At 47.2% G+C, this 25,446-nt stretch carries 19 protein-coding genes; 10 read left to right on the forward strand and 9 right to left on the reverse strand.

The window, feature by feature from the left end; all coding sequences use genetic code 11:
- Window positions 1-67: 67 nt before the first annotated feature.
- Window positions 68-1,081 carry a tRNA dihydrouridine synthase DusB gene (gene dusB / locus AZ602_RS00095; protein ID WP_199174067.1) on the forward strand — a complete coding sequence of 338 codons (1,014 nt, stop codon included), beginning with the start codon at window positions 68-70 and terminating at the stop codon, window positions 1,079-1,081.
- A 43-nt stretch (window positions 1,082-1,124) separates the two neighbouring features.
- Here the strand turns inward: dusB and AZ602_RS00100 are convergent, their stop codons facing one another.
- From AZ602_RS00100 to AZ602_RS00125, 6 genes are all read right to left on the reverse strand, one after another.
- Window positions 1,125-1,793, reverse strand: a complete 669-nt coding sequence (locus tag AZ602_RS00100) for a nitroreductase family protein (protein ID WP_103033161.1) — start codon at window positions 1,791-1,793, stop codon at window positions 1,125-1,127.
- Entirely contained in the window at window positions 1,790-3,379 is a 1,590-nt protein-coding gene (gene xseA / locus AZ602_RS00105) for an exodeoxyribonuclease VII large subunit (protein ID WP_103033162.1), read from the reverse strand. Before xseA ends, AZ602_RS00100 begins: the two co-directional genes overlap by 4 nt.
- A gap of 186 nt (window positions 3,380-3,565) precedes the next feature.
- A complete protein-coding gene (gene ppk2, locus AZ602_RS00110; protein ID WP_103033163.1) occupies window positions 3,566-4,732 on the reverse strand; it encodes a polyphosphate kinase 2 in 1,167 nt (388 codons plus the stop codon).
- Between the two features lie 190 nt (window positions 4,733-4,922).
- Window positions 4,923-5,693 carry an iron export ABC transporter permease subunit FetB gene (gene fetB, locus AZ602_RS00115; RefSeq protein ID WP_103033164.1) on the reverse strand — a complete coding sequence of 257 codons (771 nt, stop codon included), beginning with the start codon at window positions 5,691-5,693 and terminating at the stop codon, window positions 4,923-4,925.
- Window positions 5,690-6,391 carry an ATP-binding cassette domain-containing protein gene (locus tag AZ602_RS00120; protein WP_103033165.1) on the reverse strand — a complete coding sequence of 234 codons (702 nt, stop codon included), beginning with the start codon at window positions 6,389-6,391 and terminating at the stop codon, window positions 5,690-5,692. Before AZ602_RS00120 ends, fetB begins: the two co-directional genes overlap by 4 nt.
- A 15-nt stretch (window positions 6,392-6,406) precedes the next feature.
- Window positions 6,407-6,868: a thioesterase family protein gene (locus AZ602_RS00125; protein WP_103033166.1), complete on the reverse strand. Its 462-nt coding sequence runs from the start codon at window positions 6,866-6,868 to the stop codon at window positions 6,407-6,409.
- A gap of 194 nt (window positions 6,869-7,062) precedes the next feature.
- Here AZ602_RS00125 and xthA point away from each other — a divergent pair, with 194 nt between their 5' ends.
- Both xthA and argJ read left to right on the forward strand, forming a co-directional pair.
- A complete protein-coding gene (gene xthA / locus AZ602_RS00130) occupies window positions 7,063-7,878 on the forward strand; it encodes an exodeoxyribonuclease III (RefSeq protein ID WP_103033516.1) in 816 nt (271 codons plus the stop codon).
- Between the two features lie 161 nt (window positions 7,879-8,039).
- Window positions 8,040-9,251: a bifunctional glutamate N-acetyltransferase/amino-acid acetyltransferase ArgJ gene (gene argJ, locus AZ602_RS00135; protein ID WP_103033167.1), complete on the forward strand. Its 1,212-nt coding sequence runs from the start codon at window positions 8,040-8,042 to the stop codon at window positions 9,249-9,251.
- A 71-nt stretch (window positions 9,252-9,322) separates the two neighbouring features.
- On the opposite strand, the gene AZ602_RS00140 is transcribed toward argJ, so the two are convergent.
- Window positions 9,323-9,898: an isochorismatase family protein gene (locus AZ602_RS00140; protein WP_103033168.1), complete on the reverse strand. Its 576-nt coding sequence runs from the start codon at window positions 9,896-9,898 to the stop codon at window positions 9,323-9,325.
- 191 nt (window positions 9,899-10,089) lie between these two features.
- Between AZ602_RS00140 and lysS the strand changes: the two genes are divergently transcribed.
- The 7 genes from lysS to AZ602_RS00175 all read left to right on the forward strand — a co-directional run bounded on the left by lysS (window position 10,090) and on the right by AZ602_RS00175 (window position 22,156).
- The gene (gene lysS / locus AZ602_RS00145; protein WP_103033169.1) at window positions 10,090-11,604 is read left to right on the forward strand and encodes a lysine--tRNA ligase; all 1,515 of its coding nucleotides are present in this window, start codon (window positions 10,090-10,092) and stop codon (window positions 11,602-11,604) included.
- 114 nt (window positions 11,605-11,718) lie between these two features.
- Window positions 11,719-12,834 (forward strand): WG repeat-containing protein, encoded by a 1,116-nt coding sequence (locus AZ602_RS00150; RefSeq protein ID WP_103033170.1) that lies wholly within the window; start codon window positions 11,719-11,721, stop codon window positions 12,832-12,834.
- 109 nt (window positions 12,835-12,943) lie between these two features.
- Complete coding sequence (dnaX, locus tag AZ602_RS00155) at window positions 12,944-15,115, forward strand: DNA polymerase III subunit gamma/tau (protein ID WP_103033171.1); 2,172 nt, start codon at window positions 12,944-12,946, stop codon at window positions 15,113-15,115.
- A gap of 444 nt (window positions 15,116-15,559) precedes the next feature.
- Window positions 15,560-16,429 carry a LysR family transcriptional regulator gene (locus AZ602_RS00160; RefSeq protein ID WP_078317131.1) on the forward strand — a complete coding sequence of 290 codons (870 nt, stop codon included), beginning with the start codon at window positions 15,560-15,562 and terminating at the stop codon, window positions 16,427-16,429.
- Window positions 16,430-16,605: 176 nt separating this feature from the next.
- Entirely contained in the window at window positions 16,606-19,038 is a 2,433-nt protein-coding gene (locus tag AZ602_RS00165; RefSeq protein ID WP_103033172.1) for a hypothetical protein, read from the forward strand.
- Window positions 19,039-19,065: 27 nt separating this feature from the next.
- Complete coding sequence (locus AZ602_RS00170; RefSeq protein ID WP_103033173.1) at window positions 19,066-20,853, forward strand: hypothetical protein; 1,788 nt, start codon at window positions 19,066-19,068, stop codon at window positions 20,851-20,853.
- 190 nt (window positions 20,854-21,043) lie between these two features.
- Window positions 21,044-22,156 (forward strand): D-alanyl-D-alanine carboxypeptidase family protein, encoded by a 1,113-nt coding sequence (locus AZ602_RS00175; protein ID WP_103033174.1) that lies wholly within the window; start codon window positions 21,044-21,046, stop codon window positions 22,154-22,156.
- Window positions 22,157-22,332: 176 nt separating this feature from the next.
- On the opposite strand, the gene secF is transcribed toward AZ602_RS00175, so the two are convergent.
- Both secF and secD read right to left on the reverse strand, forming a co-directional pair.
- A complete protein-coding gene (secF, locus tag AZ602_RS00180; protein ID WP_078317127.1) occupies window positions 22,333-23,484 on the reverse strand; it encodes a protein translocase subunit SecF in 1,152 nt (383 codons plus the stop codon).
- Window positions 23,485-23,493: 9 nt separating this feature from the next.
- Window positions 23,494-25,371: a protein translocase subunit SecD gene (gene secD / locus AZ602_RS00185; RefSeq protein WP_078317126.1), complete on the reverse strand. Its 1,878-nt coding sequence runs from the start codon at window positions 25,369-25,371 to the stop codon at window positions 23,494-23,496.
- Window positions 25,372-25,446 lie beyond the last annotated feature (75 nt).

Here is a 25,446-nt window from a genome sequence, read left to right on the forward strand (position 1 = left end):
GTCAGCGCTAATGTAATATCAGATCGACGGCCAAATTTATAATTTTATTATAAGTCTATAAATAATGATGATCACACAAAAACCCCTTGAAAATCAACATCCTTTGCTACAGCCCTTGTATATCAGGGGCTTAGAGATTAAGAATCGATTGTTCGTAGCGCCGATGGCAGGTGTGACGGATAACCCATTTAGAAGACTGTGCAAGTCTTTTGGCGCAGGCCATGCTGTAAGCGAGATGATTATCGCTGATACGGCACTGTATGCGCGAAAAAAATCGCTGTATCGTGCCAATTTTGACGGGGAGATTGCACCCATCTCAGCGCAAATCGCAGGAGCTGAACCAGATAAGCTTGCCGAGGCTGCCAGATTTCAAGTGGCCAATGGCGCTCAGATTGTCGATATCAACATGGGCTGTCCTGCCAAGAAAGTCTGCAAAAAACTGGCAGGATCTGCTTTACTGCAAGATGCTGATCTGGTCAAGCGCCTGCTTGAAACTGCCGTCGATGCCGTCGATGTGCCAGTGACGCTCAAAACTCGGCTCGGCTTTGCCAATGGTCAAGAAAACATCTTACAAATCGCCAAAATCGCTGAAGAGGCTGGTGTTGCTGCCATTGCCATTCATGGGCGCACCAGAGAAGATTTTTATACTGGTCAGGCGCGCTATGAGCTGATCAAAGAAGTTAAAAATAACTTAAAAATACCCGTGATCGTCAATGGCGATATCGACAGCCCAAACAAGGCATTGGATGTCTGGCGTCAAACGGGCGCTGATGCGGTGATGATCGGACGAGCAGCACAAGGGCGACCTTGGCTGTTTCGTGACATTGCGCATTTTGCCAATACAGGCGAGATGCTATCGCCGCCAAGTGTTGAACAACTGCGCCAGATTGTGCTTAGTCATCTTGAAGAGCTATACCGGTTTTATGGTGAATATTCAGGCTGCCGTATTGCCCGTAAGCACATCGCTTGGTACACGGGTGGACTGGCCAATTCCAATGCCTTTCGTGAGGCCATGTATGCTTGTGAGACCACCGCCGAGCAGTTTAAAGCGGTCGATTTGTTCTTAAAATCAACCGCTTGATCATCATTGCAATAGCTGTTTATAGCCATCAAATTGATAGCCATCAAATAAAGCTTACGACCTCATCAAATGCCAAGCGCGCCTTTGGCAGCTGCTGATTGGCATCGGTGTGGCTGGCATATCCGATGGCTACCAGCACAGAGCTTTTTAGCCCTTGATCCGCCAAACCCAGCTCAGCATCAAGTAGCGCCTGATCATAGCCACCGATCGGAGTAGCATTGATCCCTATCATCGCACACGCCATCAGCAGATGACCCAAGGCGATAAAGGTTTGATTTTCTGACCAAGCCAAGAGCTTTTCAGGACTGGTCTGCATTTGTGAGATGTAATATTGACATAAATCAAAGCGCGCCTGCATGATCGCATCACTGCCAAAACGGCCTGCATCTTTTTCAGCCTGTAGCACTTTTGATAAATGCGCATCATCCAGATCTGTACGCGTACATAAGATCAGTATGTGGGAGGTATTGTTAACTTTTGGTACATTATGCGCATCGCCATCAACCATCGATTTGGTGATGAGATTTTTGGTACTCATCTGATCGGTAACCAAAAATTTCCAAGGCTGAATATTGATCGATGAGGGTGCCAAACGCAGCGTATCAAGCAATGTGTTTAGCGTGGATTCATCGATGTTACGCGTGGCATCATAGGCCTTGCAGGTGCGGCGCGCTTGTGCTGCTGCCAGTGCGCTATTGGTCGAAGATGTCATAGGGTTTCCTCGGTGGTAGTTTTGGGTGTATTGGCGGTGGGTGTGATTTTGTCAATCACTGCGATGGCATGACCATCTTGAAAGCTGATTTTTACCCGTTGGCCAACGCCAAGCTGTCGGGCGCGATCGATGACCTTGGCTTGATGACTTGTGTCATGAATGATGGCAAAGCCTTTTTCCAGCGTGCGTCTGGGATGCTGCACCAAGATCAGACTTTGTAGATTACGGCAGTCTTGTCTGAGCTTTTGGGTGTGCTGAAAAACAGACTGATGGCGTTTAAAGTGCTGGCGGCTGTCTTTTTTGGCCTCACTCACGGCCGTCAGACTGCTTTGCTTGATGCGATTCACCATAGCGCTCAGCTGCTGGTTAAGTTGTTGTCTTTGATATTTGCTGCTGCTTTTGAGGTGTTTGATTTGGTATAAAGTGTCTTTTTTGGCCAAAACGATGGCATGCGTGCTGCTGCGTTGGATGCGTTCAAGCTGCCGCTGGTTATTTTGGCTGGCGGCAGACAGGCGAGAGCTGGCATTTTTGATCAGCTTTGCCATCAGATCTTTGGCTTGATGCGTGATGTTCGTTAAGTGTGATTCGATGCCGAGAATGACTTTTGAGGGCGTATCAAAACTGGTATGAGCAACCTCATCGAGGATCACTGAGTCTTTTTCATGGCCAACACCGACCCATACAGGCACAGGGCATTCAGCGACCAAAGCAGCCAACTCATAATTATTTAAATAAGCCAAATCGCCAACGGCACCACCACCACGAATGATAACCACCAGATCAGGCAACCCTCTGTGCGCACCTATAAAACTCTCCATCGCCAAAGTCAATGCGCGGCGTATCTCATCAGGCGCATGATTGCCTTGAAAAGTGGCATGATGATAATGAAAATGACAGGCGCCTGAGGCTGCCAAGCGATCAGCCTCAGCACGAAAATCGCCGAGGCCAGCGGCTTTTTCTGGGGCGATGACAATGACCTCACGAATATCAAATGGCATTGGTATTTTTTTATTTATACTTAATAATCCTTCATCACTCAGACGTTTTTTCATTGCGTGATAAGCTGCCGCCAACTCGCCTAATGTATAGTTGGGATCGATGTCACTGATATTCAGGCTAAAGCCATACTGCGCATGAAAACTGGCAGAGCATTTGACCAAGACACTGGCGCCAGCGCTTAGGCTCTGGCCTGTGGTGGCGGTGAATTTGGCAAGCACGGACTTGGCACGAAACCGCCACAGTGTCGCACGACAGCTGGCGGAAATTTGTTCTTCATCATCCATTTCGGCCAGTTCAAAGTAATAATGACCGCCTTTGGTATTCATCGCACGAATCTCAGCGCGTACCCATACTTCATGATCAAAAGTCTCATCAATCACAAGCTTAACTGCGGCAAGATAGTCTGACAGCGACAGATGCGTGCCAGCCAGCGAGGCGCTCGATAACTCAAAGGCGGATTGGTCTGCCTGTTCGATCTCATCTATGATTGCTTGATGTTTTTTTAGAATATTTTCATCACTTAGACTGTTTTGGGCGGCTGTAAAGGCGCGATCGACAATGTGTTTTGACAGGGCGTTTTTTGGCATGACAATATCTTTTGATGCGGATTAAAATTTGATTATAATGATAGCCAAGCTATTGTAACAAAGCTGGTTTTGGTTGGCAATTTATTAAGGATCACACAGATCATTAATTGCTCATGGCTGCCCATCCAATTCACTGATAAAAAAATCGCCCAAGAAACCTTGAGCGATTTGATTGACTTTAGCATATCAGCTGTCAGATTTGGTGTTTTTTGATGCAGCTTTGGCAGATTTTTGTACTTCGCGCAGTACTTTGGCAGAAGAGACCGCCAAATCTGTGCGCTCGTCCATCTCGTATAATGCACCAGCGCGGCCGACGATCAGAGGATCGATGTTACCGATCTGGCCTGAGTCTTTGTTTTCGTACGCTAGCTTATTTAGCACATAACGCATCGCATTCAAACGAGCGCGTTTTTTACAGTCTGACTTGATGACGATCCAAGGCGCTTCAGCGGTATCAGTATTAAAGAACATTGCTTCTTTGGCAAGGGTGTAGTCATCCCACTTGTTCAGTGAAGCTTTATCAACTGGTGACAATTTCCACTGTTTCAATGGGTCATTTTCTCGGCTCGCAAAACGCGCACGCTGTTCTTCACGGCTGACTGAGAACCAGAATTTCACCAAATGAATACCTGATTCAACCAAATGCTTTTCAAATTCAGGCACTTGGCGCATGAAGATGCGGTATTCTTCATCGGTACAAAAGCCCATCACGCGCTCAACCACGGCACGGTTGTACCATGAGCGGTCAAACAACACAATCTCGCCAGCGGTCGGCAGGTGCTGCACATAACGCTGAAAATACCACTGACCGCGTTCTTGATCGGTCGGTTTTTCAAGTGCGACGACGCGAGCACCGCGCGGGTTAAGATGCTCCATAAAGCGCTTGATGGTGCCGCCTTTACCTGCAGCATCACGACCTTCAAAGATGATCACAAGCTTTTGGCCAGTGGCTTTGATGTGGTGTTGAAGTTTTAGCAGTTCGATTTGTAATTTGTATTTTTGGGCTTCATAATTTTTGCGGCTTAAGCGGTATTTATAAGGATAGCCGCCTTCGCGCCAATTTTCTGACAGCTGCGTGTCTTTTGATTTGTCGGTACGCACTTGGCTGGCGATTTGGGCGGCAGGCAGATATTCTTGCAGCGCTTGACCAAATTCTGCCAACTCTTCTGGCGAGGCATGCACCAGTAGGTCTTCTAACTGGCTGACGGTCTCGGCCATCACTTTGGTTTTAGGGGTGCGTGTGGCGCGTGTTCTGGTTGAAGCAGTGGTTTTTTTGGCTGGTGCTGTTGTTTTTTTGGCTGCGGCAGTCGTTGTGCTGCTGGCAGTGGTTTTGGTTTTCGGGGTGGTGGTCATAAAAACTCCTTAATCAATGTAAAACAACAAAAACCTTACTGTCTGTATGGTATCATGTTAATGCTTTGTAATCAACTGTTAAGGTGATGGAAAAAGTGACCGATGCGTGCCGATCTCTTTTACAGTTTGATTTTAGTGATTAATGATGGGTCTGGCTGATGGCTCATGGCTTAAGATTGTTAACGATGACTTATTTTGGTATCACAAGCTGCATTCTATAATTAAAAAACCGCCGAACCACAAACAATGCCGACAGCGTACAAGATAATGCACTGCCAGCACAGATAAAGAACATGGTAATAATCTGATATCGCACCGCCTGAGTCGGATCAGCACCCGCTAGAATTTGACCTGTCATCATCCCTGGTAGGCTCACCACACCCACCACCATCATCGAATTAATCGTCGGCATCATACCGCTACTGATGGCTGTGGCGATGGCACTGTGGCACGCTTCAAAAGGCGTGGCTGATAGTGATAGCAGGGTGCGTATCTGTGCCTGCTCACTATGCAGATGATCGATCAGACGCCCTGTGGTCAGTGAGATGGCGGTGAGTGAATTACCCAATATCAAGCCTAAAATCGGAATGATATACTGAGGTGCATACCATGGCGACACCTGTAGTATCAGCACCATCGCCACGAGCGTCACCACGCCTGTTGCCACGCCCAAGGAGAGCAGAGTGTCTGTCAATAATCCACGGTAGGGGCGTTTGATGCGGTTCTTGGCTGAGATGGCGGCGATGAGCGTCATGATGGACAATATCGTCAAGACTTCATACCATGCTTCACGGGCAAATACCCACGCTAGGATTAGCCCAATCAGGCTGAGCTGTGCGATCGTGCGGATACTGGCGATGACCAAGGTTTTGGCAAGTCCAAGCTTAAGATAAACTGATATACCAATCGCTATCAGCACCAGTAGCGATGCGATGAACACATCGATCAAATTCAGTATCATATACGCTCCACGCTAACAGATGGCACGCATTCAAGCCGTCCTGCCATCATCTGCCAGCGGTGATTGCCCAATGTCGCCACTTCATCCGTGCGATGACTGATCCAAATATAAGCACGATGCTCATCAAGCCACTCATGCACAAGCGACATCAACACGCCTGCGCTCACTGTATCAAGTGCAGCTGTCGGCTCATCGAGCAGTAGCAGTGTAGGCTCAAGCTGTAGCGTACGCAAAAAATGCACGATTTGGCGTTCGCCACCCGATAGCTTGGTGATGTCCTGATGAATAAAATCCGCCGATTTGCCAAACCGAGCAAGCCATGCAATGTGCCGCTGTTCATCAAATTGCTTCGCCTTATGATGCCCAAAGCCAAGCGGCAGCATCAGATTATCCCGTACCGTGCCATCGACCATCACGGGCGTCTGCGTCAGTAGGGCGATTTGCTGTCGCAAGTGCGGTGGCGGTATGCTTGCTATATCCATCATTTGATTGGCATAAGCTAGGCAAATCTGCCCTTGTGTCAGTGGTATCTGCGATGCCAAAGCGGATAATAGTAGTGATTTTCCCGAGCCCGATGCACCCATCAAAACGATGCGATCACCGCCATAGATACTGCCTGAGACATCATCCAGTAGCGTGCGACCAGCTTCATCTATGATGGATATGTTATTAAAATTTAATAATTGGTGAGTTGACATATCAGTGCAGCGTATTTATACCGATGGCAAGCCAGTCAGCGTCTGCACAAACGATGCAGGCAAACGGTGTGGACGAATTGCCTTGCCATCATTACGCACGCACGCAAGCGTGATACTGCCTGTAGTGGCAGGCTTATCACTATCAGGTCGATAGATGCTTTGGGATAGGATTAGGCTTGCAGGCTTGATAATCAGACTATCTATAGTAACGCTCAGCTCATCATCGACCAATAGTGGGGCGATATATTTTAGTTCGACGGCACTGACCACAAAATGCACCGCACCGCCTTGACCATGTGTATTCGCCGTACTGTCGCCATCATCGGATAAATCAAAAAAGTAGCCATCATAACCTAAGGACGCCAACCAATCACGGCGACAATTTTCAAAAAAAGTGAGATGATTGGCATGATAGACGATCCCGCCTGCGTCGGTGTGATTGATATAGACCTTGTAGTTTTTTTGAAAAATAGCCATCATAAATTCCTTGATAATCTGCCAAGTCTTCGCATCGATTGGCTTACTATTGTACACCTTTTAATGGCTCGGTGGTAGTACCAAGCACGGTAAGATGATGAATGCCAAAGTCATCGCATCACAAAAAATTTTCGCCATTTATCCCAAAAAATTGTTACAATAGTCAGCAATTTTATGTTGTTAGGCGTTTTATGATGACCACATTTGTCAGTTTTAATATCAATGGACTTCGAGCCAGACCGCATCAGCTACAAGCCGTCAAAGAAAGCTTGAACGCAGATATCATCGGATTACAAGAAACCAAAGTGCATGATGAAGCGTTTCCACTCGAGATGGCAAGTGAGCTTGGCTATCATGTGGAATTTTTTGGGCAAAAGTCGCATTATGGTGTGGCACTGGTATCAAAGACGGCACCGATTTTTGTGCAAAAGGGCTTTCCATTTGGTGATGCTGAGGCGCAACGTCGTCTGATTCATGCACGCTATGACTTTGATGGTCGTGTGGTGGATGTGATTAATGGATATTTTCCCCAAGGCGAAAACCGTAGCCACGAGACCAAATTCCCCATGAAGCGTGCATTTTATGCAGATTTGAACCGCTATATCGGTGAACTGATGGCTGATGGGCGTGAGCTTGTCATCATGGGTGATATGAATATCTCGCCACTGGATATCGATGTCGGTATCGGTGAAGTCAATGCCAAACGCTGGCTTGCCAAGGGGACTTGTTCATTTTTACCCGAAGAGCGAGATTGGTATCAAGCCTTGATGGCGACGGGTCTAAGCGATACTTATCGCCTATTCCGTCCAGATGCTGCTGATGAATTTAGTTGGTTTGATTACCGCTCTCGTGGCTTTGAGGATACGCCTAAGCGTGGACTTCGTATTGACCATATATTATGCACCGATGGACTAAAAGCCGACTGTATCGATGCTGGCATCAGCTATGATATTCGCGGTATGGACAAGCCATCGGATCATGCACCGATTTGGGCGAAGTTTGATTTGTAATGGGTTTTGTCATGGTGGTTTGTCAATTGACTGATGGTTAAGTGGACTATCTCAATTGATCATAAATCAGCCAATTTTAGACGACAATCTTTAGATGACTATCAGCGATAATCAGTAAATATCGCAGTCGGTTTTGTAATTTAGCAACATGGAGTGATGTTATGGCAGTCGGTGATATTAGTATTCCGCAGACGATTTATCCAATTTTTGGTGTCAAAATCGGCACGACCAAGGCGCACGTGCGATACGCTGATCGCCGTGATTTGGTGGTGTTTGAGATTGCAAAAGGGGCAACCGTGGCAGCGGTCACCACTCAAAATCAATTCTGTGCCGCACCTGTGCAAGTACTTCGTAAGCACATTGCAAATACAGTGCCTACACATCTACTCATCAATACTGGCAATGCCAACGCCGCAACAGGTGCTGATGGTGTCGAACGCGCGCTTGCCACTTGTGATGCCTTGGCAAATAAAGCGGGTGTGAGCATCGAGCAAATCTTACCCTACTCAACTGGTGTCATCGGTGAGACTCTACCTAGCGACAAAATCATCGCAGGGCTGGATAATGCTTTGGCAGATTTGTCCGAAAATAACTGGCTGGATGCAGCACATGGTATCTGCACGACTGATACCATCCCGAAGATTGCTAGTGAGAAGGTGAGCATTGATGGCGTGGATTATCACATCACAGGCATCTCAAAGGGTGCAGGGATGATTCGCCCAAATATGGCGACGATGCTTGGCTTTGTGGCGACTGATGCCAAGATTGATCAAGCTGTGCTCCAGTCCATGCTCATCAAGCTGACCAATGCCTCATTCAACCGCATCACCATCGATGGCGATACATCAACCAATGACTGCTGTACGCTGATTGCCACAGGCGCAGCCGGTGAGATTGGCGAGAGCCATCCGCAGTTTGGTGAGTTTTATGCTGCACTTGAGCGTGTGTTTGTCCGCTTGGCGACGCTGATTGTGCGTGATGGCGAAGGGGCAACCAAGTTCATCACGGTCAAAGTCACTGGCGGTAAAGACACCAATGAGTGTGCCGATGTCGCTTATGCAGTGGCACATTCGCCATTGGTCAAGACGGCGTTTTTTGCCTCTGATCCAAACTGGGGTCGCATCCTAGCAGCGGTTGGCTATGCGGGCGTGACACTTGATCAAAGCCGTGTCAGTGTCGCACTCGATGAAGTATCCATCTGTGAGCGTGGTGGATTAGCAGATGGCTACACCGAAGCGCGTGGCAGTGACGTGATGAAGCGTCCTGAGATCACCGTACACATCGAGCTTGGGCGGGGCGATGCCACAGATACCGTTTATACCTGCGATTTGTCTTATGACTATGTGAAGATTAACGCCGATTATCGTTCATAAATCTCAGATGTCATTATCAGCCGATAACCATAAAATAGCTTATCCAGTCGATAAGCTATTTTATTTTAAAATTACTTCACCAATTTTGAAATGGTCTTAAAGGCAGGGTCATCCGCACCACGAAGCAGCTCAAATAAAATCGCTTCGGTGGTCGTAATCACCGCACCAGCACGACGCATACGGCGTAGGGCGATTTTTTTATCATAAGGATTGCGAGATCCGACCGCATCAGCGACGATTACAGGCTGCATTCCATTATCTAATAAATCCAATGCCGACTGCAGTACACAGACATGGGTTTCGATGCCGAATAATAGTGCGATACGGCGGTTTTGGCGGACGATATGCGCCCAAGATGGTGGATTGTCACAGACGCTAAAGCTGAGTTTCTCAAAGCTTTGCTTGTTCGTATCATCCAGCACATCCGTCAATTTGGCAATGGTTTCGCCCAGACCTTTTTTGTATTGTTCGTTTAGCATTACAGGCACGCCAAGCGCTTGCAGACCTTGGATAAGGATCGCCATTTTGTCCGTGATGGCTTCGTGATCATGGATATGCGGGGTGAGTTTTTCTTGAACATCAATCAGAATGGCTTGCGTATCATCACGCAAAATACGATAAGGGACACCAACAGTTTTGGTCGCCATCACAAACTCCTTTTTGGTTGTGGGTTTTGGTTATCATAGCAGTTTTTTGGATGCTTGCCAAATCTTTTGCATCAAAGCATTTTTGATAAAAATTTGCCAATTTAATGTCAATTTAATAATGATTGATGGCGGATAATCTGATACAATAGTCTATCTTTTGTTTTTGATTTTACACTTAATTTGGGATCATCATGACTGAGCAAACACAAGCCGAACACATTTCTGAAAACGACCTAATTGCCCAACGCCACGCCAAACTAGAAGCACTACAACAAAAGGCAGCAGAGCAGGGCAAAACTGCTTATCCAAACACCTTTAAGCGTGAAGATTATTGCCAAGACCTACAAAATCAATTTGATGGCGTGGACAAGGCAACCATCGAAGCAGGCGACAAAGTCTATGCCAAAGTCGCTGGCCGTGTGATGCTAAACCGTGGCTCATTCATCGTCATCCAAGATATGACCGGTCGCATTCAGTTGTATGTCGATCGCAAAGGCTTGCCAAGTGAGACGCTAGAAACCATCAAATCACTCGATTTGGGCGATATCGTGGCAGCATCGGGCTATATCGGCCGCTCTGGCAAGGGGGATTTGTACATCCACCTAGAAGACTTTGAACTATTGACCAAATCACTACGCCCATTACCTGACAAATTCCACGGCTTGACTGATACCGAAGTCAAATACCGTCAGCGTTATTTAGATTTGATTGTCAATGAAGAAACCAAACGCACCTTTGAGATCCGTGCAAAAGTCGTCGCAGGCATTCGTGAGTTTCTAACTAAAGAACGCTTTATGGAAGTCGAAACGCCGATGATGCATGTCATCCCAGGTGGTGCATCAGCGCGCCCATTTGAGACGCATCACAATGCACTGGATATGCCACTGTTTTTGCGTATCGCACCAGAATTATACCTAAAACGCTTGGTAGTCGGGGGCTTTGAGCGAGTCTTTGAAATCAACCGCAACTTCCGTAACGAAGGTGTTTCAACCCGCCACAATCCTGAATTTACCATGATTGAGTTTTATCAAGCGTATGCCGATTACAAAGATTTGATGGCATTGACCGAAAATATGCTTGAAAAACTTGCCATCGATATTCTAGGCACGACCGACGTACCGTATCAAGGCGAAGTATTCAGCTTCAAAGGGCCTTTTAAGAAAATCTCAATGTTCGATGCCATTCTTGAGCACAATCCTAGCTTTACGCCTGACAATGTCAATGACCGTGAGTTTTTGGCGAAATTTGTCAAAGAAGTGCTCAAAGAAGAAGTCAAGCCAGGCTTTGGTTTGGGCAAATTACAGACCATCGTCTTTGAAGAAACGGTCGAATCAAAGCTGCGTCAGCCGACATTCATCACCGAATACCCTGCTGAGACATCGCCACTGGCGCGCCGTAATGACCACAATCCGCACATCACGGATCGTTTTGAGTTCTTTATCGGTGGCCGTGAGCTTGCCAATGGCTTTAGTGAGCTTAATGACCCAATCGACCAAGCCGAACGCTTCCAAGCACAGGTCGCCGAAAAAGACGCTGGCGATGATGAAGCAATGCATTATGATGCTGACTTTATCGAAGCACTGGAGTATGGCTTGCCACCGACAGCGGGTGAAGGCATCGGTATTGACCGCTTGGTGATGCTATTTGCTGATGCACCAAGCATTCGTGATGTGATTTTGTTCCCGCATATGCGTCAAAAAGTCTGATTTGGCTCAATGTGCCATAACTAAAACAAATCAGGGCGTATTGGGCGGTTCATCAATATGCCCTTGGTGTTTATGGTTTGCAAGATTTTAAATAAATAAAGTGATCACAAATTCATGCATGATACTAAAGTCCACCAATATCTATTTCCCTTTGTGCGACAACAGAAAGTTGGCTTTATCAATCAGCTTGGGGAAGAGATTGTATCACCGAAATTTGATGGCGATTTTCATCATGGTCTTGGCACAGGCCGTGATGATTTATATGTCGTACAGCTTGATCAAAAATTTGGTGTGATCAATGCTTTGGATGAGTATGTCATTGAGCCGATATATGATATCAACTACAACTCATTTAATTTTTATGGTGGGTGTATCGCTCCGTGCTTTTTAGATGGTAAGGCAGGGTTTATTGATGATACAGGGCGTGTTGTTGTTGATTTTTGCTATGATTATGCGGATGTGTTTAGCGATGGCGTGGCTGTCGTTAGACAAGACGAGAAGTGTTTTATCATTAATGATCGCGCTGAGATTTTATCTTCAAGGTATTCATATATTGATACATCTTCAGAAGGGTTATTGGCATTTAAGGATAATGGCAAATGGGGCTATTTAAATACCAAGGGCCAAGTTGTCATACCTGCTGTACATGGCTTTGCGATAGATTTTAACGCTGGCTGGGCAAGAATTGGCTCTCATGACAGTGAATCGATTTATTTTATCAATCAACAAGGCGAAACGGTTCTGACGGTTAACAATCATTTTGTCTATCCTTTTATCAATGGCCATGCCGTTATTCGCACTACTGATTTTGGATTATATGGCTTGATAGACAAAACGGGTAAAATTTGCCTTGAAATGACCTATCAAGATGTAGATTTTTGCTGTGATGGCAAGCGATTGATAGTGGCAAAAAGCATCTCTGATGAGTGCTGCTGCGATACGGGCTGCTTTGGAGAATGTACTTTGCGATATGGCATCATAAGCCTTGATGGCCAAATAGTATTGCCTATACACTATGAAGTCATTATTGAGAATGCCAATGGATGGTTTTTGATCAAAGAGCAGGGCTGTTACGGTTGGCTTGATCAAGATTTTAGGCAAGTCATCGAATCAAAGTACCAAGAAGTGCATCATGGTTTTATTCAAGGTCTGGCTTTGGTAGAATTAGACAGTAAAACAGGGTATATTAATCAGCAAGCGCAGTGGGTTTATGATTATGATAATATATGACCGTGGTTGCGCCATGATTATGACATCGCATGAATTAGACCTATATACCCAGATGCATCATCAGATTTCATATAGCAATGATGTGCGTTTATTCATTTAAGGCATTGGCATGACCGAGCAATATCAAGTCCTAGCAAGAAAATACCGCCCCAAAGATTTTAGCGAACTATTGGGGCAGGCGCATGTGTCGCAGGCGCTTGCCAATGCCATCGATACAGGCAGGCTACATCACGCCTATCTGTTTACTGGCACGCGCGGTGTGGGCAAGACGACCATTGCTCGTATTCTCGCCAAATGCCTAAACTGCGAAACAGGCATCACAAGTACGCCGTGCGGTGTCTGTGATACTTGCCAATCAATCGATGCAGGGCGATTTTTGGACTTGATTGAGATTGATGCTGCCAGCCGCACCAAGGTCGAAGACACCAGAGATCTGCTCGAAAATGTGCCTTATGCACCTGTACAAGGTCGCTACAAAGTCTATCTGATTGACGAAGTGCATATGTTATCGACGCACTCGTTCAATGCACTCTTAAAGACGCTTGAAGAGCCGCCTGAGCATGTCAAATTTATCTTTGCCACCACCGATCCACAGAAACTGCCGATTACCATCATCTCACGCTGTCTGCAGTTTGTGCTGCGTCCGATGCCTCAAGCATTGCTTGCTGAGCATCTGGCCAAGGTGCTGTCGCAAGAATCTGTGGCGTATAGTGAATCCGCACTGTGGCAACTTGCCAGCGCTGCCAAAGGTTCGGTGCGTGATGCACTGTCACTGACCGATCAAGCGATTGCTTTTGGTGGCGGTGCAATCCAAGCCGACACGGTCAATGAAATGCTTGGGCTGGTTAATAGCACCGATGTGCTAGCTTTGATAGCGGCGATTTATCAAGATGATAAATCTGCGGTCAGTACGCAGATTGCTTTGATGCGTGAAAAGATGGTGGATGCTGCATCTGTGTTTGATGAGCTGATTGACCGTATTCATCAGATGGCATTATTACAAATTCTGCCACAGACACCGCTTGATATGAGTGAAGCTGAACAGACGGCACTGCTCGAGCTATCCAAACTGATCAGCGGTGATGTATTGCAGCTATACTATGAGATCCTAATCAAAAGCCGTGATGGCATTCGTCTGGCCAGTACGCCGATGCAGGCGCTTGAGATGGGGATTTTGCGACTGCTTGCGTTTCGTCCGTTGGCAGTCGATGAGGTGATCATGCCAGCCGCCAGTCAGCAGCCTAGCGATGATACCACCGTCATCACAATGACATCCAAGCACCACGAGTATGTGGCTGATCGATCTGATAACACTGCTCAGGATATGACTGCCCAAGCAGATCTTGGCGAAGTCAAACCTCAGAGCGATGAATCATCTGACATACCACACCATTCGCCCTTAAAGCCATCTGAGGCGATGCAGGCGACGGACACCATTGATGTGACAGATCACACTTTGATGAGATCAATGGATGATGCTGACAATGTCAGTGCAGAATCTTTATCCTATACTGACAATGATGCTCAGGATGTGGATTCATCGACTGATGAGCAGAGCTTGGATGAAGCCGATGTCAATACTGAGGCGGTCAATCTACACGAAGAGCTGGAACAAATCGAGGCTGAGCCATCTTTGTCTGTACTGGCGAGCGAGCATGTTGTCGCAGCCGAGGATATGGCGCAGACAGATTTTACCGAGGCCATCGATGAGGGGAATCACATCAGCGACGCCGATCTGGCCGCTGACACCAAGGCCACAGATGACGCGATCAAGGACAGCAGTGCCGCGCCAAATTCACAAGTTGGTACGCTGATGACCCAAGCGCAGATGATCGAGCGGCTAAAACCCACGCCTGTCGAACTCATCGGTACTTGGGATGCGAGCAAATGGGATTATTGGCTGCATCAGGCGCGTGTCGATGGCCACTTTTCGCCTGATGAGCTGGCACTGATGGCTGGTAGTATGATGCATGGCGAGATTAAGGGGCTAAGCCAGTTATACATCGCTGAACAAAACTCTCAAGTCAAATCCAGCTTTAATAGCCTACTGCAAAAATTCACAGAACATTATCCAGAGCTGAATGTTGCGCCTGAGGCCATCGTCAGTGATCAATTGGACTTGGTGCCACGCCAACTGTCCGAAGCGCGCCAACAGCAGCTGCGCATCGATGCCCAAAATCAGCTGATTAACAGCCCTGTATTCCAAAAATTATGGCATGAGGGCTATATCATCGATGATGGCACGCCTGTACTCACCAATGCTAAGCTGTCCATCGATTGATTAGCCAAACTTCTTGACAGTCACATCGCCTGTGGATGGTTTAGAATTATTGCCAACGCCTGAATAACATTAAGCAATTCTTACTGTATATCCAATCTGTTAAAATAATGCAAAAATAATTACAATGAGATACATTTTTTCTGTACAATTTCTTGCCAATAGATTAAATTTGCTTTATAGTTGTATTCCATAAATTTTGTGATAATCAGTTAAATCCTCTTTAATTGCATGGGATTGATGATTTTTAAAAATTGGCTTGAAAAAATTATCTAAACAGCTATAATTTGTTCATCTTGATTTCTAATAATCATTGATAAATGACTGAATGGTCACGATTTTTCTGAAATCGCTGTCTAATTTTTTATATAATGATCTGCTTTTTTTTATAAATGCAGATTATATTAATTAATGGATACAAATAAACTTAAATAATTCGAGGTGAATATGTTAGATAATTTACGAGGTATGGCGGTATTTGCAAGCGTAGTGCGCCACGGTTCTTTTAGCGGTGCTGCCAAAGAATTGGGCATTACCACCAGTGCTGTTAGCCAACAAATTCGCTCGCTAGAAACTGATTTGGGCGTCTCATTACTGCATCGCTCAACACGCAAATTAAGCCTAACTGAAGCAGGTGAAAGCCTATATAATGCCGCCACGCAGATGGTGAAAGCTGCTGAGCAAGGCCGTGACAGCGTCATCCAACTTAAAGATGAGCTATCAGGCAGCTTGCGCATCGCCACCATGCCAGAGCTGGCAAAAGCATATCTACTGCCTGCATTGGCAGATTGGTTGGTTGAGCATGATAATTTGTCATTAAACATCATCTCGCGCGATAATCTGGATATGATCGAAGATCGCGTGGATGTGGCGCTGTTATTGAGCGAAAACAGCCAAGGCATCGCTCTAAAATCAGTTGAGCAGTTTTTGGTGGCCTCACCTGAGTACCTAAAAACTCACGGTGATGTCGAAAATCCAAAAGCATTATCATCACAGACGGTGATTTTGTGCGGCGAAAAGCCAACCGAGAACATTGAATTCCGTGATAATAATGGCAAGCAGACCATCCGAATCAACTCGCGTCTGATCACCAATAATCACGCCATCGCCTTGAACTTGGCAGCCGAAGGTTATGGCATCACCAAGACCAATGAGGTCGATGCCAAAGCATTGCTAGAGTCTGGTAAATTGGTTAAAGTCTTGCCATCGCACAAGCTACCAAGCCTGACCTTGAGCGCTGTGACCATCTCAAAAGAACAGACGCCAGTCAAAGCGCAAAAGTGCATCGAAGTTTTAGAAGCCTACTTCAAAAAATAATCGATGATCTACCAAAAAAAGCTCTGCATATCGCAGGGCTTTTTTTGGTTATCGCCAAGTGCTGTGGATTTAGACGAATTGTGTTAACTTTTGGTAGTTTATCTTTGCAAGTATGCAAAATTTGTGTTAGATTATAAACCATTTTTAATAATAAAATCATTGCTTGGTATATCTCCATGAAACAGCGCACCCCACACCGACATGCCACCCATCGCACGCTCATCAAAGCTGGCTGCTTAACATTGGCAGCGCTGATCTTGCAAGCTTGCCAAAGCGGCAGCAGTGCTCAGTATCCTTTGGTCGAACCCACTAAGCCCTCTGCGATGCTGTTTTCGGATAATCCAAATACGCCATCATACACTGCAAAGACGGCTTTGGTCGCTGCGATGCAAGCGCATCTGACCAGCGAGCGCTATGTGCTGTCCACTTATCAGTATCGTGCGCTGCCACATGTCACAGCTGATAGCATCGATGCTGGTAGTGACAGCTTATGGAGTACCGCGATCAAAACTTCTGAATTTAAGTCAAATCGCGATAACGCCACCTATCAAAGCGATGCGTATCGCACCACAGAAAGCTATCTGGCAGAAGATGGTAGCTTGCCTTATTTGCGCTACGATGATGAGATCGCAGGCATCACACCAGATCATGCACTCTCTAGAGAAGTGGCGATGGATGAGCCGTATCAAGCTCATAAAGAAGCGATCGCCTCTGAATTTTTTACATTGCGCAGTTGTTTGTCTGCTGCATCTTTAAACCTTGATCAGATCATCAACGACAATCCCACCGCCACCGTCAATAGCACGAGTGTCAAAAGCGAACTAAATACCATGGATGGCTGTATCCAAAAAGCCAATCAAGCGTTGGCAGATCTGCAGAGCGACGCCCAAAGCTATCAAATCGGTGATATCACAAGCATTCGCCAGTGCGCGCAGACTTTTAGTAGTGATCTGCGCGGTGTGTTGGCAGCCAACCGCCAAAACAAAACCTTAAGCGGTGAGGCCTATGAGGTTTATGACATGGCTTGGCAAAAATATAAAAGCTGTAATGAGCCATTTGTCAAATACTATTTTTATTTTGAGCCTTATGAGCAGATTTTATTTAGCCATAACAAGACGCAGCTGGATACGCATCTGGCCATCATGCAATGCATCAACACCGAAAACCAAGCCTATCAGCGCCTATCCAATGATGGCAAAACACTTTCAAATGATCCACAAAGCCATCTAGAAGCGTATTATCAATCGGCATATTGTCAAGCCACAGCTGTCAATGAACATTATCCTTTGGAGTCAGACATCGAGTTACCGACCAATAAACGCGAGGCTGAGGATCTGATGATGCAGCTGACTTATGCGATGTATGAAGATGCTCAAGGCGATGGCAGCGCCAAGATGAGTGTCTTTAAAGACTGGTTTGATGCCTACAAACAAATGAAAAGCTCAGATCAGCCAGACCAAAGCCATGATGATCAGCATGCGCGCGATTCACTGCCTCTGCCTGAAGGTATGGGCGGTATTTATGCCAATATGTTGTCATCGATGCTTGATCATATCAAAAAAACCCCCGAGCAGCTGACCGCCAAAAATCTGTATCAATATGACAATACCGTCATCACCATCTTAAGCCATCATCAGCCATCTGTGCGCCAAATGAACAGCGTACTGGCGCTCGATTACCGATCCGCGACCGCTGAACAGTCGGTACAGCTGCCGATGCAAATGAATTTTTCACAGTCGCACATCACCCTTGATGCGGCGGCAGCCAAGCCTATCTTAGCTTTGGCAGCACCAAAATATCTGCCAACAGATGCGCTCAATAACGATCTGATCCGCTTTGGCTTACCCAAGTCACTACAAGGTCTGATCCCGATGTCAGTGGTGTATGATGCCATTACGCGTGCGCATGTGTCAGGCTTTCGTCATATGGATGCCGAGCGCTTCACCCCTGTGGCGGCCAATCAAGACGCCTATGCTCGCCAAATCGGTGCAGCCCAAGTCATCAAATTTAGCCCATCAACCCAAGATTCAGGAAAGATCGTTGGCATTATGCTAAAGTCCTTGGCGACTGACCTTAAGGCTTATGTTGATGCTCATCCTGAACTGTACGCTGACAGCGAAGAGGGTGATCAAAATAAGCCTGATGGCCATAAATCCACCGTCAAACACAGCGAGCGTATCAATCCTGCCAAGATCAAAGCTGCCATCGATGATTGGGTACTGATCAATCAAGGCCATCAAACCGATGATGTCGGCAGTGTTTTATCATTAATACAAGCCATTCAGCCCATCAATTCGGCCAATCATTTTTATTATTATCTTGATGGCCGTGGTAAATTGATCGGTATGCAGTTTGTCCAAAGCGCTGACCAGCAGATGCAAAATACCCGTACTGAGGTGGCAGCCCAAATCCGCTTTAGCGCCAAGCCGATTGCCCATGCGTACAGTGACAAGCTTCAGCAAAATTTCGATGCAGCCGATGCCATCGATGGTACCGCTTGGCTCGGCCAGATCCGTGAGGATATGAAATTAAAAACATTGGCGCAGGCGGCGCGCGAGGGCTATCAAGATGATCAATCCGATGACACGACCGACAGCAGCAGCCACTAATTTTCATTCAATGGATAAACCACACTTATGAAAACACACATTCGACCGCTTGTTTTTGCCATCTTTGCCGCTGCCATCACAGGGTGTGCGAGCATTGCACCACTTGATGCTGCTCCTGTCGATGCCAAGCAGGCTTTATCTGATGCCATGCATGCACAGCTGCGTCAGTCTTTTGGTTATCATACTCAAATTCATGTCTCAAACGCCATCCGTGAAGAAGCTTTGGCGCAAGCCAGCGAAGAACAGAAGTCGGCCAGCAGTGACATCATGACAGCATGTGAGGATGCGCATGACGCTGCCTATGTCAGCTTAACCAAAAAACTGATGGCAGAGCAGGGCGTTTTGGCCGACGCCATCGAAAAAACCGAAGATTTTGAAGCGCTAAAGCAGACCTACCAAAGCTGTGTCAATGAACGAAATGCCATCTTTGACACAGCTGAGAGTTTTGATGCAGAAGCGTTTTTTGAGCGCACCCAAGACATGACGGTCGATGCGCAGTTTGATCTTTTATATGAAGAGCTGCAAGCGCACGAAAATCAAGCCGATGCCGTGCGCGCGGCCAGTATTGCGACATATCAAGCAGCGCATGATGGCCAGCACACCGCCTTGGATGCCAAAAAAGCTGATCTGTTTTCTGCTTATCTCATCTCACCGACACAGCTTAGCATGATAGGCAATTATCAACCTTTGGCGGGCAAAATCTCGGTGCTACCTGCGGCGCATTATCAAGCCAAAAATTTAAATTTTTATGTCAATCAGCCGCTGTACATTGATCTACAACAAGGCATCATCTATCTATGGGCGGATAATTTTGCGATGGTGAATAGCGAAACCATCGATAAGTCCTTGGGGGATAAATGGCGTAATAAATGGCTGGCATTTCATCTTAATGATGGCAGTTTGCCAAAGAGCTTTAGCCGCGATTTGATCACTTTTATCATGGATGCCAAAAAGCAGAGTTTTGATAGCCTAAATGTCAGCGCTTTTGATTTGATCAATAGCGATCAGATGCTGGCGACGCCACATCTTATGACCAACTTATCTGAACAGGCCATCACCACCATCAAAGGTACAGGCAGCATCATCCGCGTGCAGCCACAGGCCGCGGACCGTGCTTATGCGCGTTATTTATTTGCTGATACCTTATATCACAGCATTGTCGGTCGTTATAGCGAGTTTTCTGAGCCAAGTTTTGGCAATATCGAGCGCAGCATCATCGAGGGTGAGTCTGTCATCGAGGTGGTGAATGCCGAGGATACTGATGCCAGCTTCGAAGCGGTCGCCGAGGAGGTCAAAATCGACAGCAAACTGTTTGTGCGTATGCTGTTAAATGCCCTAAATCAAGTCAGCCAAAGTTACCAAGCCGATGTACAAATGGGCGGTGAAGTGTCACAAGATGGCCAACAAGGATTTTGGCATTATGGCCTAAAATCAGGCGGCATCAGCTGGATCCATCAGCGTCAATATTTGGCCAATCCCACATTGCCCAAAGAACACCAAAAGCTGCGTCACGAACAGCCGATGATCATTGATACTTTTACCACCATCACGCGCGTTCATCCAGAGCCATTTGCGCGCTTGCCCGCCGCTCATCGCACACCGAACGCGGATAATTCCATCAATATCGGTGACTACGGTCAAGATCTGGTGAAGCGCATTCAGTCGGGTGATGACAAATACTCTAAGATTTTGCTGGCATTGTTTTCTGGAGAGGGTTCTGCACTTGATGTCGGTGATGAGTTTGAACTGCCTACTTTGCCTGATGAACTCGACCAACAGCCTGAGGACAATGATCATTCTGATGCCAACCCTTAAAGATGCCTATTTATAATTCAATAAGGATTGGCGCAGCCGTAGTAGATTTGTTGCTTGATCAGTACTTTTTGTTGACGGATGCCAACCTTTTATTATTGAAATGTTACAATTTATGAAAATCATTAGCAAAAGCAAAATTCCCCAATTTTTATGGTAAAATAAATCAGATCCAAAAGGGGGATGATACATCATGAAAGCATTTCAACGCACCAGCCAGCAGTTGGCGGTATTATTGGCAATGACGGCAGGTGCCGTTCACAGTGCTCAAGCATTCTCAATCGACAGCAGTCAGCAGCGCGTCACTCAGGTGCAGCCTGCGCAGTCTAGTACCTCGCATGCTGTCTATGTGCAACCAGCAGCACAGGTCAGCACCGTGACTAATGTCAGTGTGCAAGCAGCGCCGCAGAGCTATACTGCCACGCGTGTCAATGTCACGCCTGCGCCTGCTGCCACTATCCAGACGCAGACTACCACTTATGCCACGACCAGCGCTCCGACCGGCTACAGCGCCCAAAGCTATGCGTCGGCTTTTGATGAACTGGCAGTCACCACGCGTTCAGCCGCGGTATTGGTATATGACTTGCAAACTGGCAAACCGATTTATACCAAAAATGTCGATGTGCAGCGTTCGATCGCCTCAATCAGTAAAGTAATGACGGCGATGGTGATTTTGGATGCTGAGCTTGACATGCGAGAGGAGATTACTTTGATCGCCTCGGATTTGGTCGGTGCTAAGCAAGCTAGCACACGCCTAAAAGCAGGCGATCGTATGACGCGCTCAGAGTATTTATTGATGACCTTGATGCGCTCTGAGAATCCAGCTGCCAAAGCATTGGCGCGTACTTATCCAGGCGGCTATGATGCATTTATCGCTGCCATGAACCAAAAAGCGCGTGATATGGGCATGTATCAGACCAAATTCAGCGACTCATCTGGCCTTGATCCGCGCAATATGTCATCGGCCAATGATCTGCTTATCATGATGAAAGCTGTCAATTCTGATCCGCGTTATCACAGTATCCGCAACTTCTCTACCGCACCGACTTACGATTTTTATATCACCAATTACACCAGCGGCATTCGCACCTATAAAGGCAACAACACCAACCGTCTGGTGCGCGAAGGTGCGTATCCTATCGGTGTGCAAAAGACAGGCTACATCCGCGAGTCTGGCTACAGCGTAGTGATGGAAACCAATGTCAATAACCGTCCTGCCATCGTGGTATTGCTGGGCGCAACCAACAGCGAGAACCGCTGGAGCGATGCCGAGCGCATCCTAACTGAGCTGGCTTATCGCCGCTGATTTGGCGACCATGATATCCATACCCCAAAGTCCGATGATTTTGGGGTTTTTGTTTGGTTTTATTAAGATTGATCATTGCAGCCAAATATGAGATGCCAAGTTTTTAACAGCTTAGCAATGATAAAAAAATTCACGCCCAAACTTTGAGCGTGAATCATTAACGAACTTAAATCAGATTAATCTTTGCTGTTTTGCAGATCAGGGTCGGCAAATACCACTACTTCTTCTTCAAATTCTGGCTTCACTTTCACCACGAAGTCCTCTCGTGATAGGCCAAGCATCAGCGGAATCACACTGGCGATATACACTGATGAATAGGTACCTGCGATCAGACCGATGAACAGCGCAACCGAGAACCAGAATAAGCCATCACCACCCAAGAACATCATGGCAACGACCACCACAAATACAGTACCTACTGTCATGATGGTACGGCGCAGTGTCTCGGTCAATGACAGATCAATGACCTGACGCGGAGTTAGACCGCGCACACGGCGGAAGTTTTCGCGGATGCGGTCATAGACGACGATGGTATCGTTGATTGAATAACCGATCAATGCCAATACGGCAGCCAGAACCGTCAAATCAAACGGCCAGCCCATGATGGCAAAAATCCCCACCACCACGATCACATCATGAAACAGCGCCAGTACAGCACCCAATGCTAGCTTAAACTGAAAACGCGTGCCGACATAAATCAGCATCATACCAAGCGCCACAGACAGCGCCAGTAGTGAATTTAGATAAATCTCATTACCGACTTGGCTGCCGATGATGCTGATGCTATCGATGGTCGATGGGTTATTGGCAAAATCCAAAACCTGATCCAAAGATGCGCTTAGATTATCCGCCGACTGTTCTTGTGGGGGTAAGCGCAAAAGCAGCTCTTGGCGCGTACCCAGATATTGCACCACGGCATCTGGATAGCCATTCTCTGCCAATGCTTGCACTACTTGAGATTGTTCAACAGGCTGCTGATAGCTGACATTGGCCGAGACGCCACCTGTGAAGTCCAAACCAAAATTCAGCCCCTTGATGATCACTGCAACGATGCCTGCAATGATCAGCAGGGCAGACAAGATCATCATTGGCTTTTCGATTTTCAAAAACGGAATGATGCGCTGATTGGCGATCAGTTTGACACCGCCAGCTTTTTCGGCAGCTTCGTCGCTTGGTTCGGCGATCAGGGCTTGATCTGCCAGTGCGCTTTGGTTGGTCGCGGCATTGGCGCCTTTGCCATCACGACGCGGCGCACGACGACGGCGCGGTGGCTCAGCAGGTGTATTGGCACCAGTCGTTGGGTCGATTGGGTTGTTTTCGTTACTCATCTTTCACTCCTAACCGATGCTCAGTTTTGTTAAGTTTTTACGATTGCCATACCAAATTTGGATCATCGCACGAGTCACAATGATCGCTGTGAACAGCGATGAGACAATACCGATGGCAAGGGTAATGGCAAAGCCCTTAATCGGACCTGTACCAATGGCGAACAAAATAAAGGCGATGAGCAAAGTGGTAATGTTGGCATCAAAAATCGAGCTAAATGCGCGATCAAAACCTGCCACAATCGCAGATTTGGGTCTGGCGCCATTGGCCAGCTCTTCACGAATGCGCTCAAAGATCAGCACATTGGCATCGACCGCCATACCGATGGTCAAAACAATACCTGCAATACCCGGCAAGGTCAATGATGAGCCAAGAATTGACATGATGGCTACCATCATCATCAAGTTAAAGGCCAAAGCAATATTGGCAATCACCCCAAACGCGCGATAAAAAACAATCATCCATAAGAACACCAGCAGATAACCGATCTGGGTTGAGAACAAACCTTTATCGATATTATCCTGACCAAGTGATGGGCCGATGGTGCGCTCTTCGACGAAATACATCGGCGCCGCCAATGCCCCAGAGCGCAGCAGTAGTGCCAGCTCGCTTGCCTCGGCATCTGAGTCCAGACCTGTGATGACAAAGCTTGAGCCTAGGACAGCGTTAATGGTGGCGCGGTTGATGATGCGCGATTCGGTATAAGGTGTGCGCGTCTCAACCAACTCGCCAGTGGCTGGATCTTCGTTAAAGCTGATGCGCTGCTTGTTTTCGATAAACAGCACAGCCATTTGCTGACCCACTGTGGTGCGTGTGGCATTTTGCATCAGGCGGCCGCCTGCGGTGTCTAGCGTGATCGAGACCTGTGGACGGCCATTTTCATCCAGACCAGATTGGGCGCCTTGAACGCGTTCACCGGTGATGATGGCTTGGCGGTTTAGTAGCATCGGCTGGCCATCGAGTGTGCCAAATGGGAAGGCTTCGGTGCCAGCAGGTGGAATGCCGCCAGCATAAGTGGCGTCGGCTTCATTGACCAAGCGGAACTCAAGGTTTGCGGTACGACCCAAGACGCGCTTAGCTTCAGCGGTGTCTTGAACACCCGGCAGCTCAACGACGATGCGGTTGGTGCCTTGAGACTGTACCAGCGCTTCAGCCACGCCCAATTCATTGATACGATTGCGCAAAGTTGTCAAGTTTTGGCCGACGGCGTATTCATTGATCTCTTGCAATTTGGCATCGGTATAGGCCATCTCAAGTGCAGCGCCTTCGGTATCTGCAAAAGGACGCAGTGCAAAATCCATGCCCATTTGGCTTTGTAGCACATTTTGGGCTCGGCTTCTGTCATCGGTACTGGCAAAGGTCAGTACCATGCCATTGGCGGTGGTGCGTAAGCTTTGAACTGGGATTTGTTCACCGCGCAGCACGCGACGGGCGTCTTGTGCGGCGGTCGCCAAACGCTGCTCGAGCGCCTTGGCCATATCAACTTCCAATACGAAACGAACGCCCCCACGCAAATCCAGACCCAATTTCATTGGGTTGGCACCGAGGTTTCTAAGCCACTCTGGCGTAGTCTGCGCCAAATTCAGCGCCACAACATATTGTTCGCCCAAATCGCGGCGCAGAACTTCTTGCGCTTTTAATTGGTCTTCGGCATTGGATAAGCGCAGCAGGGCGCTGTTATTTTCAAAACTGCCGTCGTGATGATTTAGGCCAGCATTGGTCAGTAGGGTCTCAGCTTGAGTTAGCACATCGGCAGACAGCTCAGTGCCAGCAGAGGCACCTGTGATCTGCACAGCAGGCTCATCAGGATACAGATTGGGGAGCGCGTAGATGCCAGCAATGATGAGCACCACGGCAATTAATAGGTATTTCCAAGCAGGGTAGTGCATAGGTATTCTTATTCAATTAAGCTGCCATCTGATCAAAATCCAATGGCGGCACAAAAAATACACCCAAGTTTGATG

Origin of the sequence: Moraxella sp. RCAD0137, from assembly GCF_002894025.1 — a bacterium.
Classification (GTDB): domain Bacteria; phylum Pseudomonadota; class Gammaproteobacteria; order Pseudomonadales; family Moraxellaceae; genus Moraxella; species Moraxella porci.

Bases quoted from the DNA above. Each gene is read 5' to 3' on its own strand.
- AZ602_RS00140 (WP_103033168.1), bottom strand. From the start codon at position 9,898: ATGGCGACCAAAACTGTTGGTGTCCCTTATCGTATTTTGCGTGATGAT.
- AZ602_RS00100 (WP_103033161.1), bottom strand. From the start codon at position 1,793: ATGACATCTTCGACCAATAGCGCACTGGCAGCAGCACAAGCGCGCCGC.
- AZ602_RS00170 (WP_103033173.1), top strand. From the start codon at position 19,066: ATGAAAACACACATTCGACCGCTTGTTTTTGCCATCTTTGCCGCTGCC.
- xthA (WP_103033516.1), top strand. From the start codon at position 7,063: ATGACCACATTTGTCAGTTTTAATATCAATGGACTTCGAGCCAGACCG.
- argJ (WP_103033167.1), top strand. From the start codon at position 8,040: ATGGCAGTCGGTGATATTAGTATTCCGCAGACGATTTATCCAATTTTT.
- AZ602_RS00160 (WP_078317131.1), top strand. From the start codon at position 15,560: ATGTTAGATAATTTACGAGGTATGGCGGTATTTGCAAGCGTAGTGCGC.
- dusB (WP_199174067.1), top strand. From the start codon at position 68: ATGATCACACAAAAACCCCTTGAAAATCAACATCCTTTGCTACAGCCC.
- xseA (WP_103033162.1), bottom strand. From the start codon at position 3,379: ATGCCAAAAAACGCCCTGTCAAAACACATTGTCGATCGCGCCTTTACA.
- AZ602_RS00125 (WP_103033166.1), bottom strand. From the start codon at position 6,868: ATGGCTATTTTTCAAAAAAACTACAAGGTCTATATCAATCACACCGAC.
- secF (WP_078317127.1), bottom strand. From the start codon at position 23,484: ATGAGTAACGAAAACAACCCAATCGACCCAACGACTGGTGCCAATACA.
- AZ602_RS00165 (WP_103033172.1), top strand. From the start codon at position 16,606: ATGAAACAGCGCACCCCACACCGACATGCCACCCATCGCACGCTCATC.
- fetB (WP_103033164.1), bottom strand. From the start codon at position 5,693: ATGATACTGAATTTGATCGATGTGTTCATCGCATCGCTACTGGTGCTG.
- AZ602_RS00120 (WP_103033165.1), bottom strand. From the start codon at position 6,391: ATGTCAACTCACCAATTATTAAATTTTAATAACATATCCATCATAGAT.
- dnaX (WP_103033171.1), top strand. From the start codon at position 12,944: ATGACCGAGCAATATCAAGTCCTAGCAAGAAAATACCGCCCCAAAGAT.
- AZ602_RS00175 (WP_103033174.1), top strand. From the start codon at position 21,044: ATGAAAGCATTTCAACGCACCAGCCAGCAGTTGGCGGTATTATTGGCA.
- AZ602_RS00150 (WP_103033170.1), top strand. From the start codon at position 11,719: ATGCATGATACTAAAGTCCACCAATATCTATTTCCCTTTGTGCGACAA.
- ppk2 (WP_103033163.1), bottom strand. From the start codon at position 4,732: ATGACCACCACCCCGAAAACCAAAACCACTGCCAGCAGCACAACGACT.
- secD (WP_078317126.1), bottom strand. From the start codon at position 25,371: ATGCACTACCCTGCTTGGAAATACCTATTAATTGCCGTGGTGCTCATC.
- lysS (WP_103033169.1), top strand. From the start codon at position 10,090: ATGACTGAGCAAACACAAGCCGAACACATTTCTGAAAACGACCTAATT.